This window comes from Brevibacillus gelatini, from assembly GCF_003710935.1.
Classification (GTDB): domain Bacteria; phylum Bacillota; class Bacilli; order Brevibacillales; family Brevibacillaceae; genus Brevibacillus; species Brevibacillus gelatini.
Genome location: NZ_RHHS01000048.1, coordinates 1 through 15,503 on the forward strand (window position 1 = coordinate 1; position 15,503 = coordinate 15,503).

General features: G+C 51.5%; 16 protein-coding genes, 4 tRNA genes and 1 pseudogene. 6 read left to right on the top strand and 15 right to left on the bottom strand.

Annotated elements, in window-relative coordinates; genetic code table 11:
• The first annotated feature begins 265 nt into the window (after positions 1 to 265).
• Positions 266 to 781, top strand: coding sequence for an SMI1/KNR4 family protein (locus EDM57_RS19345; protein ID WP_170163477.1), 516 nt, complete (start codon positions 266 to 268; stop codon positions 779 to 781).
• A 143-nt stretch (positions 782 to 924) separates the two neighbouring features.
• On the opposite strand, the gene EDM57_RS19350 is transcribed toward EDM57_RS19345, so the two are convergent.
• From EDM57_RS19350 to EDM57_RS19375, 6 genes are all read right to left on the bottom strand, one after another.
• Positions 925 to 1,959, bottom strand: coding sequence for a tetratricopeptide repeat protein (locus EDM57_RS19350; protein WP_122906340.1), 1,035 nt, complete (start codon positions 1,957 to 1,959; stop codon positions 925 to 927).
• Between the two features lie 472 nt (positions 1,960 to 2,431).
• Positions 2,432 to 3,352 carry a tyrosine-type recombinase/integrase gene (locus EDM57_RS19355; protein ID WP_122906341.1) on the bottom strand — a complete coding sequence of 307 codons (921 nt, stop codon included), beginning with the start codon at positions 3,350 to 3,352 and terminating at the stop codon, positions 2,432 to 2,434.
• A 117-nt stretch (positions 3,353 to 3,469) separates the two neighbouring features.
• Positions 3,470 to 3,556, bottom strand: a tRNA-Leu gene (locus EDM57_RS19360).
• 16 nt (positions 3,557 to 3,572) lie between these two features.
• A tRNA-Val gene (locus EDM57_RS19365) sits at positions 3,573 to 3,648 on the bottom strand.
• A 94-nt stretch (positions 3,649 to 3,742) separates the two neighbouring features.
• Positions 3,743 to 3,816 (bottom strand) — tRNA-Glu (locus tag EDM57_RS19370).
• A 4-nt stretch (positions 3,817 to 3,820) separates the two neighbouring features.
• A tRNA-Ser gene (locus EDM57_RS19375) sits at positions 3,821 to 3,913 on the bottom strand.
• Positions 3,914 to 4,218: 305 nt separating this feature from the next.
• On the opposite strand from EDM57_RS19375, the pseudogene EDM57_RS23785 reads away from it, so the two are divergent.
• Positions 4,219 to 4,305 (top strand): annotated as a pseudogene (locus tag EDM57_RS23785) (phospholipase A2 family protein); the annotation flags it as partial.
• Positions 4,306 to 4,322: 17 nt separating this feature from the next.
• Here the strand turns inward: EDM57_RS23785 and EDM57_RS23790 are convergent.
• Positions 4,323 to 4,487, bottom strand: coding sequence for a hypothetical protein (locus tag EDM57_RS23790; protein WP_246005857.1), 165 nt, complete (start codon positions 4,485 to 4,487; stop codon positions 4,323 to 4,325).
• A 116-nt stretch (positions 4,488 to 4,603) separates the two neighbouring features.
• Between EDM57_RS23790 and EDM57_RS19385 the strand changes: the two genes are divergently transcribed.
• Positions 4,604 to 4,807, top strand: a complete 204-nt coding sequence (locus EDM57_RS19385; protein WP_122906343.1) for a hypothetical protein — start codon at positions 4,604 to 4,606, stop codon at positions 4,805 to 4,807.
• A gap of 214 nt (positions 4,808 to 5,021) precedes the next feature.
• On the opposite strand, the gene thiM is transcribed toward EDM57_RS19385, so the two are convergent.
• The 3 genes from thiM to EDM57_RS19400 form a co-directional block, all read right to left on the bottom strand.
• A complete protein-coding gene (thiM, locus tag EDM57_RS19390) occupies positions 5,022 to 5,834 on the bottom strand; it encodes a hydroxyethylthiazole kinase (RefSeq protein ID WP_122906344.1) in 813 nt (270 codons plus the stop codon).
• Between the two features lie 24 nt (positions 5,835 to 5,858).
• Complete coding sequence (locus tag EDM57_RS19395; RefSeq protein ID WP_246005854.1) at positions 5,859 to 6,341, bottom strand: hypothetical protein; 483 nt, start codon at positions 6,339 to 6,341, stop codon at positions 5,859 to 5,861.
• A 219-nt stretch (positions 6,342 to 6,560) separates the two neighbouring features.
• Positions 6,561 to 7,997 (bottom strand): RtcB family protein, encoded by a 1,437-nt coding sequence (locus tag EDM57_RS19400; protein ID WP_122906346.1) that lies wholly within the window; start codon positions 7,995 to 7,997, stop codon positions 6,561 to 6,563.
• Between the two features lie 221 nt (positions 7,998 to 8,218).
• Between EDM57_RS19400 and EDM57_RS19405 the strand changes: the two genes are divergently transcribed.
• The 3 genes from EDM57_RS19405 (at position 8,219) to EDM57_RS19415 (ending at position 11,539) form a co-directional block, all read left to right on the top strand.
• On the top strand, positions 8,219 to 9,526 hold the full coding sequence (locus tag EDM57_RS19405; RefSeq protein ID WP_122906347.1) for a helix-turn-helix transcriptional regulator: 1,308 nt from the start codon (positions 8,219 to 8,221) through the stop codon (positions 9,524 to 9,526).
• Positions 9,513 to 10,319: a WYL domain-containing protein gene (locus tag EDM57_RS19410; RefSeq protein WP_122906348.1), complete on the top strand. Its 807-nt coding sequence runs from the start codon at positions 9,513 to 9,515 to the stop codon at positions 10,317 to 10,319. The genes EDM57_RS19405 and EDM57_RS19410 overlap by 14 nt, the downstream gene beginning before the upstream one ends.
• Positions 10,320 to 10,420: 101 nt before the next feature.
• Entirely contained in the window at positions 10,421 to 11,539 is a 1,119-nt protein-coding gene (locus EDM57_RS19415; RefSeq protein ID WP_122906349.1) for an N-acetylmuramoyl-L-alanine amidase family protein, read from the top strand.
• Here EDM57_RS19415 and EDM57_RS19420 read toward each other — a convergent pair.
• From EDM57_RS19420 to EDM57_RS19440, 5 genes are all read right to left on the bottom strand, one after another.
• Positions 11,536 to 12,000 (bottom strand): hypothetical protein, encoded by a 465-nt coding sequence (locus EDM57_RS19420; protein WP_122906350.1) that lies wholly within the window; start codon positions 11,998 to 12,000, stop codon positions 11,536 to 11,538. The genes EDM57_RS19415 and EDM57_RS19420 overlap by 4 nt on opposite strands.
• A gap of 163 nt (positions 12,001 to 12,163) precedes the next feature.
• On the bottom strand, positions 12,164 to 12,823 hold the full coding sequence (locus EDM57_RS19425; RefSeq protein WP_122906351.1) for a YitT family protein: 660 nt from the start codon (positions 12,821 to 12,823) through the stop codon (positions 12,164 to 12,166).
• A gap of 277 nt (positions 12,824 to 13,100) precedes the next feature.
• Positions 13,101 to 13,667, bottom strand: a complete 567-nt coding sequence (cobU, locus tag EDM57_RS19430; protein ID WP_122906352.1) for a bifunctional adenosylcobinamide kinase/adenosylcobinamide-phosphate guanylyltransferase — start codon at positions 13,665 to 13,667, stop codon at positions 13,101 to 13,103.
• A gap of 13 nt (positions 13,668 to 13,680) precedes the next feature.
• Positions 13,681 to 14,457, bottom strand: coding sequence for an ABC transporter ATP-binding protein (locus tag EDM57_RS19435; protein ID WP_122906353.1), 777 nt, complete (start codon positions 14,455 to 14,457; stop codon positions 13,681 to 13,683).
• A 7-nt stretch (positions 14,458 to 14,464) separates the two neighbouring features.
• Positions 14,465 to 15,502 carry a FecCD family ABC transporter permease gene (locus tag EDM57_RS19440; RefSeq protein WP_122906354.1) on the bottom strand — a complete coding sequence of 346 codons (1,038 nt, stop codon included), beginning with the start codon at positions 15,500 to 15,502 and terminating at the stop codon, positions 14,465 to 14,467.
• Position 15,503 lies beyond the last annotated feature (1 nt).

A 15,503-nucleotide genomic window follows, 5' to 3' on the forward strand; every position in this document is an offset into this window, starting at 1 on the left:
GACTCGGGGTTATTGCCACCAAAAAAGTATCGGCCTGTGACCTGCTAATTTTATTATGAAATCAGCAGGTTCACAGGCCAAGTACATTTTCATTCAATGTGGTGGCTGTCAGGCCATGGTAGTTTGAGACTGTAACTATTTCCAAAATATCCCACGAAGAGTAACAGGGCAAGGTTTGCAACCTGCCTTGTTTTATGTTGCAGTTGAAAAATAAAATGTCAGTAAGATGTACCACATTATGCGTTCGCTTTTGGAGGGAAGTCTCATGAAACCAGATATAGTGCCAATATTGGATGCATTGAAGGTTAGACTATCCAAAGGCTACACACTCATTCAGGAAGAATATACTGGTGATTTGATTGATGTGGAGTTTCAGTGGAATGAGCCAGCATCTAAAGAAGAAATCGAATCCTTTACAGACAAAACGGGGTGGGTATTGCCTGACAGCTACAAGGAATTTTTGTCAATCCACAACGGGGCTGGCTTGTTTATAAGTGAAACGCATCAGATTTTTATACACTCAATCGAAGAAATAATGCAGTATCACGCTAGTAGAGATAAAACCTACCCTCCTAGCTGGTATCATGTAGGTACTTTTTACGGACATGGCGAGTATATGTATATCGACAGTGAGAAAGTAAAAAATGGTAGAGAAGACTATATAATTATCATCGGAGTTGGGGAAGTTACAGAGCTTCCAGTAGGCTTTGAAACATGGCTTAGTAGACTCATTGTTAGTCAAGGTAATAGGTTTTGGAGTTGGGATAATCGCATTGAATGACGAGTAGGTCAGTAAAATGGGCAGGGTCGCTACCTGCCCATTTTTTATTTATGTAATGCATCCAGCTTGTGGTAAGTTGAAACAGATAAATACATTACATTTCCCCCAAAAAAAATGAGGTGATTGTATCTCACCTCTGTTGCTCATAAATCCGTTTTCTCATATATCTTTAATAAGACTTCGTAGGTTTTAATTAGATAGTCTTCAAATTTATTCTTTTCTTGTTTGAAGTATTCCAATGTCAGCTTTGCATTTTTGAGCGCATCATCGTATTGTTTGTCAGAATAAAGCGCTTCCGCAAGAACGTATTGTGCCTCTGCCAATAATTCTTCTGTAGTACAATCATCAATAACTGAATGGCAAAGACGTTTTGATTCTTCTACCTGCCCAATTAAACGGTACACTTTTGCTAGTTCTAGGGTGGTGTTCTTAATGGAGTGCTTTCTGTCAGCCTCTTGGTGCAGTTCGAGTGCAGAGTGTAGATGTTCTAATGCTTCTTCATATCTGCCTGTTCTTCTGTAAAGCATTCCTAAGTTGTGGTCGAGAACTGCTTCTAGTTTTTCATTTGGAAGCACCTTTAGAATGTCTAACACTTTAAGGAAACTTGTTTCAGCTTCTTCATACTTTGATAACTTGTGATAGCAAATACCCTTGACGATTAATATATCAGCACCGTTGTAGAGAAGGTTTAGTGAAGAGTTTAATTCTTCTGCACGTTTCAACCATTCCAAAGCAGAAACATACTCTTCCAAAACTCCATGTGTCACACCCTTCGCATAGTAGGTGAGAACTTTTAATACACCTCCGATTGCGTGTCTGTCAAGTAATTGGGTTGCCAACATAAGTTGTGGCACAGCTTTAATTGCCTCACCTGTCTGTGAATAAAACAAACCGAGAGAAGACAATACCCTAACATAGTCCGTGGCATTATTCGTTTCTTCATAAGCATTTTTGGCAAACGAAGCACTTAGAAGGTATTGCTTTTCTGCTACAGGAAAGTCCTGATTTCGATGGCTGAAACGGGCACTTGCCCACCAATAAATGCTTTTGTCTTCGAGTTCAATTTGTTCTGCATCCAAACCATCAAACTGCTTTCTTGCTTCTTCCCACTTATTTTCTTCTATGTTGTTGATAATGTGTTGTAAGATTAGATGAGATTCTTTGACTACGTTTTCCATCAAATAGCCCCCTGATATGTAATAGTAACCACCTCACATTATATCCAATAATTTACATGTTTGACAAGCTAAACTATTGGAAATATAATGTAAAATATACAAGATTATCTTGTGGAGGTGTGAGATATGAAGTTCCTAGCTAAAGGATTAACGGTGTTTAGCTTGCTAACTGCACTCGTAATAACTTCTCCAACGCTTAGTCCAGATAACATCCAGACGGGCACAAAGGTAGTTCAATACAGCCATGAATGGGGAACGTAAAAAGGGAGATAAATAACATCTCCCTTTTTACGTTTTAGAACTTCGTTTTCATTTTCTAACACAACGGTTTAACCATCCACTGTCAAACGCCCATTTTCGCCCTGTATGGCTTTACAGCTACAAGGACAAGGCATTCCCCTCTCCCACCATAAAACAGGCTTAGAAAGCCTTCTGGAAGCCCTCATGCGTTAATTGTTCTTCCCGTTCTTCCTCACACCTCTAAATGGTTCAATGGATTGTATTTGTCGTTCTGCTCCTTCAATGCAGTTCCCCACATGGAGATGTAACGGCTCGTCATTTCGATTTCAGTATGACGCAACATCCTTTGAAGGGTAAAAACGTCACATCCGTTCATGCACATCCGATGAGCGAAAGTGTGTCGGAAAGTATGGCAAGATAAACGAACATCCTTAAAATCAAAGACCTTTTTAAGCTTCTTGAACATGCACTTAACTGAATTTGGCGACAACTGTTTATTCTCGTCAGTCACAAATACATACTCGCCCACCTTGCCGAAATACTTTTCACAATACAAGCGGTATTCAGCAAGTTCTTTGATAAGCTTTTCCGTAATCGGTATACTGCTCACTTCTCGCTTTTTGCCCCAAACGGTGATAACTCCGTTGACCATATCCACATCGTTCCAGCGCAAATTCACAGTTTCCCCAAGTCGACAACCAGAACCCAACAGGAAAATAATCATGACGTAGTTCCGATAGGCATGGAATGTTCTTTCACGTTTTTTTACACGTCTTAAATAACCAAGCATTTGCGAAATATGAGCGTCGGTAAAGACTTCAATCTTTATTTCTTCTTTGGCGTAAGCCATTTTCTTTGTCGGGTTTTTGCCTGTGGCAATTACTTCGTTTTGTTCGAGGTAATTAAAGAACGTCTTCAACGTCCGCAGTTTTGTGTTTCGAGTTGTTGCGTTGTTTCCCTGCTCCTTTTGACACATCAGCAAATAACTCTTGATTGTTCCCGATGTGATTTCATGCAGATTGATGATGCTTTGGGAGACGCAGAAGCTTTGAAAATCCTTGAGGAAAATCCGATATGTTTCGATTGTGTTCTTGGACAGGTTCTTATATTCCCTGTCGTCTAAAAATTCCTGAACAGCAAATTTGAGCAACAAAGTAACCACTTCCTTCCACGATGATTACCATCGGAAGAAAGTGGTCACAAGTAGCAAAAAAGGTTTCGGATAGCCCACTTCATTCGCAGCTTATCCAAAACCTTACATATGCTGATATGGTGCGGTCGAGAGGACTTGAACCTCCACGGTGTTGCCACCACTAGAACCTGAATCTAGCGCGTCTGCCAATTCCGCCACGACCGCAATTTGAACATGAAAATGGTGGAGGCTGACGGGATCGAACCGCCGACCCTCTGCTTGTAAGGCAGATGCTCTCCCAGCTGAGCTAAGCCTCCACTGCCCGCAACTTTTGTTGGGCCTGACAAAGTGAATCAGCGCAACCGTGAATCCTTTGCGAGGCCCAACAGCCGCTTGCAGGGTGTCTGTAAGTGACCCGTAGGGGATTCGAACCCCTGTATGACAGCGTGAAAGGCTGCTGTGTTAAACCGCTTCACCAACGGGCCATGATGGCGGATGGAGTGGGATTTGAACCCACGAGACGGGTCTACCCCGCCTACACGATTTCCAATCGTGCTCCTTCGGCCTCTCGGACATCCATCCATGCTTTTCCCTTGCCCTTGCCCTTTTCACATATCGCTTGGGCAAGAACTAATCTATCATATCCGATAATTGATTTCAAGTGATATTTTAAAAGTTTTTTTTCACATGGAAAGCAGCTTTTGGCGCTCTGCCGCAGCGATGTCAGCAAATGCCTCTTCGTGCTTCCCGGCGATCCTCCCGTCATATTTTGTGAAACTTGCCTAAAACAACTTCCTCCCTTTTCCAATATGCTGGCAATATCCATCTTCAATGCGGAGTGATGACTGTTGGGCAGAAGAAGACGGCGGGGATTGCGTATTCCTTGTTTGTACGGAAACTGGTGCGGTCCAGGCTGCTCCGGGCCGGGCGCCCCCATCGACGATATTGACCGCTGCTGCAAAAAGCACGACCGCTGCTATCAAAAACGTGGTTATTTTGCTTGCAGCTGCGACCAGGAGCTTTTGCGCTGCTTGCGGGACAAAATCGACATGAAAACGGAAAAGGGCAGGGTAGCCGCCATGATTTCCGCCTTTTTTTCCCGATCCAGATGCATTCCGGACGACAGGAAATAGCCTGTTTTGCGAATTGTCATCATTGTCATTCTTCATACAAAAATTGGTAACATCTTGGACATAAATCCGACAAAACTTCCGTGATTTCCCATTGGACTTTTTTGGTACTCTAGTAAATGTCCAAGGAGGTTACAAGCTCGTGGAATTGCATATTCGCACAGACGCCAGTGCAGCGCTGACGTTAAAGAAAGAAATCATTTTTCACGGAATTTCGCGCTTTTATGTACGTCCGTTTGAAGAAGATCAAGTAGAATTCGTTTTTCTGGCGCTCTCGGAGCATCAGAAGAAGCTGTTATCCTTCACGCTGCGAAAATACAGCTACGCCCTAACTTACCTATCCTAGTCCTAGCCATATAGCCGTACACATTTTCATCCCCTGGAAAGCAGGGGATTTTTCTTTTGGACGACAGCCAGCCTTTTGCCTTCCTCTTCAAAAAGGAGCGGCTTCACCGGGAGCGAGAGGGGCTGTCTGATGGAGATGCCCCTCCCGAACCGAACACAGACTGCCTGTCGAAAACATGGGATAGTCGCGGTACCTGAGAGCGTATGTTTTTCGCCTACAGCCCCGTTTGTTCGATGGCTCCCAGACGATGCACATCATCGGCCGTCACGGTTGACAGCGCATTCAAAAACTGAATCTGGAAGCTGCCCGGTCCCTCAGCGGCTGCTTTCTCCGCCGCCAGTTGTGCAGCGACCCCGTACGTGACGAGCGCAGCAGCTCCGGCTGCCAGCACGTCTTTTTCCACAGCGGCAAAGGCGCCCATCACGGAGGTCAGCAAGCAGCCTGTGCCTGTCACTTTCGTCAGGATCGGATGTCCGTTATGGATGGCATACACGCGGCTGCCGTCCGAAATGACATCGACTTTTCCTGTAATCGCCACGACTGTGTTCAGCTTTTGCGCCGCCGCTTTGGCCAGCGTCGCGACGTCTCCGCCTGCCTCGCCGGCGTCCACTCCTTTGATCTCCCACGATTCGCCGATAACGTTGGCGATTTCCGCCGCGTTTCCGCGAATTAACGAAAGCGTTAGCTCACGCACGATTTTTTGCGCGGTTTCTGTGCGGTACGGAGTTGCGCCTGCACCTACCGGGTCGAACAGCACAGGGACCTGGTGGCGATTGGCCGAGCTTCCGGCGATCAGCATCGCCTTTACTTCACGCTCGTTCAGCGTTCCCATGTTCAGGACGAGCGCTCCTGCGATTTTCGCCATATCTGCGACTTCCTGCTCCGCGTAGGCCATGACAGGAGACGCGCCAAGGGCGAGCAAGCCGTTTGCCGTGAAGTTGGTCACGACGACGTTCGTCATATTGTGCACCAGCGGATTGCTTTTCCGCACGTTTTCCAGCAGCTTGCCGATCGTTTCAAGGTTCATGCCAGTGATCCCTCTCTTTCGCAACTACACTTGGGGAATCATCTTGAATACTTCGACAATCTCCCCAAACTCCGGATGATCCTGTCTTACTCCTATGATGATATAGGATTGATGGAGCGCAGGCAATTCGGGCCTGGTAGCGACCAGTCTCCACTTTGTTTGCCCGCGATCCGTCACCGTCGCCAAAAACGTGATACGTCCTGCCCCTTTTTGCAATACGTCCACTTCATCCAGTGTGCCGCAAATCTTCAAACGATCATCCGGGTGGGCGATCCTGTGCTCCTCCACCCATTTTTCTTTCAATTCTTCTACCTTCAGCATCTTCCACCGATCGAGAAACTCCCAATCCTTCGAGTGCGGAAAAATATGCTTCGTCTGCTCCAGGAAGGCGTTGTACTCATCGTGCAGCTGATCGATGTATTCGTCCACTTCCTCCGAGATGACGCGAATGTGCTCTTCCCCGCATGTGCGAATGTGATAAGCCAGAAACTTAAAGGACTCGATCATGTCAAAGTTTCCCCACCCCCAAGGCTGTTCGCCGAAAACTCCCCCCCGAGTCCGGCACTTTTGGCAGGTGAAGTAATAGTATGTAGCCATAGCTGTTCCCCTATCTTCCCTTTATAGTCTCTTTTCTCATATCGGTTGGGCAAGCGGTGCAATTTATGTTCATTTGTCAAAAATAAAGCAAAATATGGCTCCCGCCCGGCAACGGAAACCATTTTTTGCTCAAACTCCTTTGATTGCGATGAGTGGTTTGCACTTGGCTACGACTGTCGCCAGCTTTGCGCCCACGACGGAATCGATAATCTGATCCACGTCTTTGTACGCCTGCGGACATTCATCGAGAATCGCTTCCAGAGAGCGGTGGTTGACCAAAATTTCGTCCTCCTGGCCGATGCGCAGCGCTTGCTCGAACTCATTGATCGTGACCGCCTCTTTCGTGGCCTTGCGCGAGCGGATGCGGCCCGCGCCATGGCAGATCGAATAAAAGTTTTTCGCGCCGCCTGCCGCACCGACCATGATGTAGGACGATGTTCCCATCGAGCCTGGAATCAATGCCGGATGTCCGGTCTTTTTATACGCCTTCGGATTTTGGAAGTGACCAGCCGGGAGCGCCTTGGTTGCCCCTTTGCGATGAACGAGCATCGGCGTGTTGCGGTGATATTCCTCCAGCGCGTAATTGTGCATCAAATCGTACAGGACCGGAGTGGAAACGGCTTTTCCCAGTACGTCCTGAAAAGCCCGCTCGACCGCGTAGCCGATCAGATGGCGGTTCACCACGGCGTAATTCAATGCCGAGTACATCAGGTTCAAATACCGCTGCCCTTCCTCTGTATCAATCGGGGCATAGACCAGGCTCGGTTCCGGATTTTCAATCCCCCATTTGAACATCGCTTCCTTGAAGCTTTTCGTATAATCTCGTCCGAGCATGGCCCCCCAGGCGCGGGAACCGGAGTGAATCATGATGACGACCTGCCCGTCGAACAAGCCCCACTCCTGCGCGATCTCCCGGTTGTCGTCCGCGATTTCCAGCGACTGGATTTCGATAAAATGATTCCCGCCGCCAAGCGTTCCGAGCTGTCCCCACGCTCTTTGCCACGACTTGGCGGGAATGTGCGCAAGCGCCGTGTGATCGAAGGCAAACGTATGCTTTTCCACATGGGTCAGGGAGCGGCTCACCCCGCCCGGCTCATCCGCCGGCTCCGCCAAATACGCGGCTGGCAGACCGTTCAGGCCGTACTTCACCACTTCTTCGAGGGGAATATCGGTGTAGCTCGTTTGCCCGCGCTCTGTCGTCGGCACGTACGTTTCAATCGCCTGAATCAGCTCGCGCTTCAACTGTTTGTCTTTCAGCTCATCCCGGTGCAGCGGTGTCAGGTGCACGCGCATACCGCAGCCGATGTCCGAGCCGACAATCGAGGGAGACACAAACCCGTCGCGCATATTCCAGACGGCCGTTGTCCCGATGCACGTCCCGACGCCGACATGGGCATCCGGCGTATAGGAAAAGTACACATTGCGCGGGATGCGCAAGTTATGTTCCGCCATCTCGAACACGCGCTGTCCAAAAGTGGCAAATACTTCGTCATTGGCAAACACGTGAACGGAGCCAGCGCCAAGCTGCACTTCCCGATGGCAATTTCCGTGCTCGATCATTTTCATTTTCGTTGCTCCTCTCCTTGCCGAGCCGCGCCATCCCAGCAGCGCGACTGTATTTCGTTTCCTGCCGCTATCTTCGCTGATTTTTCCATGGTTGAACATGGAAAAAGTATTACGACCCCACTATTTTGGGCAAAATTTTCGCCACACCTTGACTTGTGCTTCTCCGCTTTCGTAATATGAGGACTAATTTGGAAATTACCGCAAGATAAGGATGAAAGCGGATGGCAAAAGAAGGATTTGACAAAGAATTGCAGTTGCTGCGCCTGATGTTTCTGACCCAAGGGGCGTACAACCGCCAGCAGTTGGCAGAGCGGCTGGGCATTTCCGTCCATACGCTGGACAAGACGGTGAAAAAGCTTCGGGAAATTCAGTCCACACTCTACCAGCATGTGACAGATCGCGAGAAAAAAGGCTGCTACGCGCAGCTTCGCTACAACTACTTTGCTGTGACAGACAATTTTTTGATGTTCCTCTACCACGCAAAATCGCTCAAGGAGTCAGAGATCGAGCGGCTGTACCGCATCCTGGAGCAGCTCAGTCGTCAGCCGCTCTCGATCAAGGAGTTGCTGGACGCTTTTCTTACTACGCCGACAGGGGAAGTGCCGGACGAAAAAACGTTGCGCCAGGACTTGAAATATTTGGAGGAGCTTTCTGTCATCAAAAAAAGCGGAGACACGCGGCCTTATGTTTATCAGTTTGACCAGGAGCTGTGGAGCTCGCTTTCCGATGATGAGCTGTTGGACCTGCATGACTTTATCGACGTCATGGCCAACACCCAGCTTCCTGCTGTCCCCGGCTACCTGTTGCGCCACAAAGTCAAGCGCTGCCTGGACTCCCGATTGCAGCGCGAGGACTGGGCCGTCTTTTTGTACAAGTATCACTTTGTTTCCCGCATTCTCGACGAGCAGCAGGCGCTGCTGCTCGCAACGGCAATCGCCGAGCAAAAAAAGGTGAAATTTTGCTACTTCACGCCCAAACGGAGCAAGTTTTACGATTCGCAAAACACGAATCCCGCTTTCCTGCGCGATTCCACGGGCAAGCCGCAGCATGTCTATCCGCTGCGGGTCGTGTTTGACCATCAGTACGGACGCTGGTATTTGCTCGCCCAGGAAAGCGAAAAAAGACCGCTGCGAAAATACCGCGTGGAAGGGATTACCCAGCTTGCTTACGGCCAACAGGCTGCGCCAGACGCTTTTATGCGCATGCAGGCGCGCGTAGACGAGCGCATCCAACACAGCTGGCTGATTGATACGGGGAAGCCTGTGACGATCCGGCTGAGATTTTTTCACCCAAAAGGAACGCCGCACTCGTTCATCAGGGAACGTGTCGAGGCCCAAGGACAGTGGGGGGTCATTACGGAAGAGACGAGAGAGAGCTTTCTCTACGAAATTACCGTCAACAGCACGCTGGAGATCACACCGTGGATTCGCAGCTTCGGTTCGAGCTGCGAAGTGCTGGAGCCGCTCTATTTGCGCGAACAATTGCAGATGGAATGGAAGGAGCTGCTTTCTTACTATGAATCTGTTTGACAAAATCCACAACTATCAGCTCATCACCCGGCTGGACGAGGCTGGCTTGTACCCGGTGACATCGCACGAAAAGGCGTGGCTCGCCAAGATGCTCAAACACCCGGCCGCGCAAAGCTTTTTCGAGGCCGAAACACTGTCCAAACTGCAGCAGCTGACCGCTGCCTACGCGCCGACGGACGAGCGTGAGCTGTTCATCGAAAAAGCCGGAACGCGCACCCGAAACATCTGGCATCCGCTCGTCCGCAAGCTGCGCCGGATCATTCTCGGCAAAAATCACATCCAGCTCCACGCCGGCACCCGAAGCGGCCGGGCCTACCGCAGGCAGCGCGGCGTCCCGTACAAGCTGGAATACTCGCTCGCCAAAAAGGAATGGTATCTCATCTGGCTGACATTTGATTCCGAGCAGCTGCTCACGACGCCGCTGTCGCTCATCCGTTCCGTGAAGGAAATCTACGTCGAGGACGCGTGGTACGACAGCTTTTTGCCCGTGATCGAAAGCATGCTCGCAGCGCGTCAGCAAACGGCGAAAATTCAGGTCGTGCGCCGCTACAACCTGGAGTTGCAGCGCATTTTGTACGCCTTTTCCTGCTTCGACAAAGAAGTCGCCTACGACCCGGACACGCAGGAGTACACGATTACGCTCCGTTTTTTGCAGGACGAGCAGGAGTTTATTTTGTCGCGCCTCCGCTTTCTCGGACTGCGGGTCAAAGTCGTGGAAAACGACCAGCTCAAACGGCGCATGGCTGAGTCGGCGGCAAACGCTTTGGCCCGCTACGCCCCTTCTGCCCACTAATTTTCGATGAAAAATCAGGAAAAAGTACACTACTGGACGATTGCGTTTCCCTTTATCATGGTTTAAAGAGAGACTACATATCGAGACCAGAGGTACACATCATGAAACGAACAGCAAAAACAGCGTCACTCCTGGGAACGAGCCTGCTTGCAATGCTTTTGGCATGGCCCGTGCTCACAGAGCCGACGCAGGCACAAGCAAATTCTGCTCAGGCAAAAGTCGTCGCGACTTCCCTGAACGTTCGCAGCGAGCCGTCCCTTCAGTCGGCAGTCGTCGGCACGCTGAAATACGGCACCAACGTGACCGTTGTTGCGGAAGATTCGCATGGCTGGGTCCAAATCAAATACCAGCAGACGAGCGGCTGGGTGGCTGGCTATTATTTGCAAAAAGGCAAGGCTGGCACTGCAGCCGCGTCTGCTCCTGCCGCTGCGCCTGCTGCTTCCGCAAGCAAGAAAACCGGAATCGTATCAGCCGATGCCCTGCGCATGCGCAAAGGCCCTGGACTGGAACACGACATCCTCCATGTGCTCACGATGGGCACACAAGTTGAGATACTCAAAAAGCAGGCCGATTGGTTGCAAATCCGAACGGCCGATGGAAAAACAGGCTGGGTGTCGTCCATGTACATCCGCGAGGGAGCAAAGAGCAGTGTCGCAAGCAGCAACAAGTCAGGCGGATTGCGGGGAAAAGTGATTGTCATTGATCCGGGGCACGGTGGAAGCGACGTGGGGACAAGCGGGACAAAATGGGGTACAGAAGAAAAGACGCTGAATCGGCAGACCTCCATGCTGTTGGCGAGCAAGCTGCGCCAGCGGGGAGCACAGGTGATTTTGACACGGACAAGCGATGCGGAAAAGCCTTCTCTCGCCCAGCGGGTAGCGATCAGCGAAGCGAAGGCGGCGGACGCCTTTGTCAGTATTCACTACAACTCCTCTGTGAAGCCGAACAGCGGGACCTTGACCTTTTTTTACGCGCAAAACAAAGACTACGACCTCGCGCGAAGCATCGAGTCGCGGCTGGCCAGCGGGATTGGCTTGAAAAGCAACGGCATTTCTTTTGGCGACTACCACGTGCTGCGCGAAAACGACAGACCGTCTGTGCTGGTTGAGCTTGGCTTTTTATCGAATCCAAAAGACGAAGAGCTCGTTCGCACCGCCGCTTACCAGGACAAAGCTGCGCAAGCGATCGTGGACGGGCTCGCCGATTACTTCGGCCGCTAGTGGTACGGCAGGATGCTGTACGAGAACAGCTTGCGCTCGAATTTGCCCTTGGCGCCAATGAGCTGATACCACGTTTCTGCGATCAGGAGGTCAGTTGCAAAGTCTTTTTCCAGCAGATGGTTGATCCGGTTCATGTCCGCCTGCTCCTGGTCGCCGGATGTTTTGCAGGACAGCGCCAGCACAAAGTAGGACTGGTCCTCCTCCATCTCCAAAACTTGCAAATAAACGGCGTCGCCGTGCTTGAGGTTAAAGGCGTTGACGACACGCGCGAGGCTCTGCTTCGGCTGGACCTGGAATTTGGCAGCTTCCTTCCAGTTGGCAATCAGCGAATCATACAAGGAAAATGTGAGAACGAAATGGCGGGTGTAGTTGCTTGGATCAAATGCTTTTGGCACCCCCTTCTGTTCTTTTTCCGGGATGACCACGAACGCTTTGTAATTGCCAAAAAAACGATCGCTCATGCAGACCCCGTCCTTTCCGTCAGACAGCTTTACATATGGGTTAGTATCCACTACTTCCCCGTGCCGTTATGTACAGGAACAGGGAAAAGGCCAAGTCGACAGCTAAACCGACCTGGCCTTTTTCGCGCTTTTGTATAGGCATGTTTTTCAACTGGTTTTCTCATCATTGGTGTGTCATCGAGACGTTGCCATGTCCGTGCGCCTCTTCCTCCGCAGTGATTCCTGCATTGCCGGCATTCACCGTCCAGGTAATCACCTGGCTGGAGATGACGACGGCCAATATGGTGTAGAGCATCTCTTTCATCGGTACATACCAGAACGACAGGCCGAGCACCATGGCGTCCAGCAACAGAAAAATGGTACCGATAGACAATCCTGTGTACTTGCTAAGCAAAAGGGACAAAATGTCGTCGCCACCCGTAGCCGCTCCGTAGCGCAAAACCAGCCCGGTGCCGAGTCCGGTCAATACGCCAGACAATACGGAAGCGAGTGGCATCACTTGGCTCATATCCATCACAATCGGGGAAAACTGCTCGAACAGCTCATAAAACCCGGTAAAAGCCAGTGAGGCAAAAATCGTATCCCAGATGAACTGACGCCCGCGCACTAACCAGGCCACCAGAAACAGCGGAATGTCCAAAAACAAAATCATCACCGCTGGCGACAGGTCAAATGCGTATTTGGCCAGCAACCCCAGGCCGACAAAGCCGCCTTCAGACAAGTGGTTCTGAAAGTTGATGTGATAATACGCAAAAGCAAGCAAACAAGCTCCAAACAAAATCAAACCGTAACGTTGAACAGATTGCAGCGCTCTCCTCATCATCGATTCCTCGCCTTTTCGTCGGTTTTGGCACAGACGACCAACCGACTACGGAGGAACATCGCAAGTACAAGTCGCTACTCATACAAAGGGCCTCGCTTTCGTAGTAGGCTAGTCGTCCAAGCGACGGTCGACTACTACGAAGCTAGATGTAGGAGAGGTCATACCGTTTCCAGATCGTCCTATGGGGACGCATGGTATCCTGATCCTTTCCATTGCTTTTCTTATAGTATAGCACAAAAAAGGGAAAAAGACGACGCGAATCCGTCTTTTCCCCTGCCTAAAAACGAAATGCCCTGCTTTTTATTTCCAGCGGAATGCCTGCCGTGAGCAGAAACACCTGATCGGCTACCGCCGCCATCCGCTGGTTCATCAAGCCTGCCAGGTCACGGAACATGCGCCCTAGCGGATATTCCGGCACCAGTCCGTCCCCAACCTCGTTGGTGACAAACAAAATGGTCCCGGGAAAGTCCTGTACAGCCGCAACCAGCTCGTCCACTTGCGCAAGCGTGCGCTCGAATGCCCGTTCCTGCTCGTACTGAATCAGCCAGTTGGTCAGCCAGACGATCAGGCAATCGACCACGATGACGGCTTGTTTTTGCGCAAGCTCGTCCCGTTGTCCAAGCGAGCGGATCACGTCCGCGAGGGCATGCGGCTCCTCGATTGTCTCCCAGCAAAATGCGCTTTGCTGCCTCCGCTCGCGATGCCTGGCTACCCGCTCCTGCAGCTCCTCGTCAAAAGCTTGCGCAGTGGCGATATAGACACCCGCCTGTCCGAGATGAGCCGCGTATTTTTCCGCGAAGGTGCTCTTGCCGCTGCGCGCGCCGCCTGTCACCAGTACAATCATGTTCATTCCTCCATTACGACCCGGATTGCAGCATGATTTGCGGCAAACGGTGGACAGGATGCTCCATGACAATCGGGCGCGTCCCGTACACTGACTCGATCCGGTCGCTCTGCAGCATGTCCTGCGGCGTGCCTACGCCGATCTGCTCGCCTTTGTGCAGCATCAGGATGCGGTCGCAATAGAGCGAAGCGAGATTCAGGTCGTGGAGCACCGCAACGACCGTCACCTGCGTCGTCTTTTGCCATGTGCGCACAATGTCCATCAGTTGAATCTGGTAGCCAATGTCGAGGTAAGTCGTCGGTTCGTCCAAAAGCAGCACCTGCGGCTTTTGCACGAGCGCCTTGCCCAGGGCGACGCGCTGCTTTTCCCCTCCGCTCAACTGATCCAGCGTGCGATCGGCAAGCGGAGTCAGACGCAAGAGCTGCATGATTTCGTCGATGAGCGGACCGACGTCGGTCTTTTCCTCGCCCAACCAGTTTTGGTACGGGAAGCGTCCCATCTCCAGCACCTCGCGCACACGGAAGCCGACCGGAGGCAGCCCTTCCTGTTCGAGTACGGCGAGAACCCGCGCCAGTTCCTTGCGCGTGTAGCGGCCAAGCGGCTTGCCCGCGAGCGTGATTTCTCCCGCATCGACAGCAATGACGCCGGAGAGCATTTTCAAAAGCGTTGATTTTCCGCTCCCATTGGGGCCGATGATGCCAAAAAAATCGCCGCGCTGGACGGTAAACCCGATCTCGCGCAGGACGGGCACATCCTGGTAAGACTTTTGCAGTCCGCGCACTTCGATCATGACGCGACTACCTCCTTCCGATCTGCTTTTTTTGCTTCAACAAATAGGCAAAAAACGGCGCTCCCAAAAACGCAGTCACGACTCCGAGCGGAATTTCTGTCGGCGCGAGCAGCATCCGCGCCAACGTATCCGCCCACAGCACATACACACCGCCGCAGATGGTCGCCATCGGCAGCAAAATGCGGTAGTCAGGTCCGACCATCAGCCGCACCAGATGCGGCACGACCAGCCCGACAAACCCGATGACGCCCGCAATCGAAACCGCCGCCGCCGTCAGAAGCGTAGAGACAAGCAAAATGACGAACTTCGTCTTGTCGACATGCACCCCGAGATGCGCCGCCTGCCGCTCCCCGAGCGCAAACAGGTTCAGGGATCGGGCGTAGCTGAGCAGTACGAGCATGCCGATCAGCAAATACGGGACCAGGACGTACGTGAAGGCCCAGCCGCGAAACGACAGGCTGCCCATCAGCCAGAAGACGATCTCGTTCACTGTCTGATCCGACAGCGACACCATGAACGACACGAGCGAGCCGAGAAACGCCTGAATGACGACACCGGACAAGATCAGCGTCTCCGTCTGCAGCTTGCCCTGCGTCTTGGCGAGGGCAAGGACAATCCACAAGCTGACAAGCCCCGTCAAAAAGGCGACGACAGGCGTGCTCCACTCTCCGAGAAGAGCGAACTGCAAGCCAAACAGGATCAGAAAAGCCGCACCGACAGCGGCCCCGGACGCTACGCCCATCGTGAACGGGTCGGCGAGCGGGTTGCGCAGCACGCCTTGAAAGCCCGCGCCGGCAAGCGACAGGCAGGCTCCGATCAAAATAGCCAGGACGACGCGCGGAAAACGCACCTTCATCACAATTTGCTCGGACGACTCGGGCCATGTCACCGGAATCCACTCTGACATGCCCGGCAGTTGGTGCAAGAGGATGAGCCATACTTGCGAGAGCGGAAGCGACGCCGCTCCCAGCGAAATGCTCACTACTACGGATACAAGCAGAACAAGGCTGCCCGCTCCTCCCCACAAAAGCCATTGCTTTTTCATT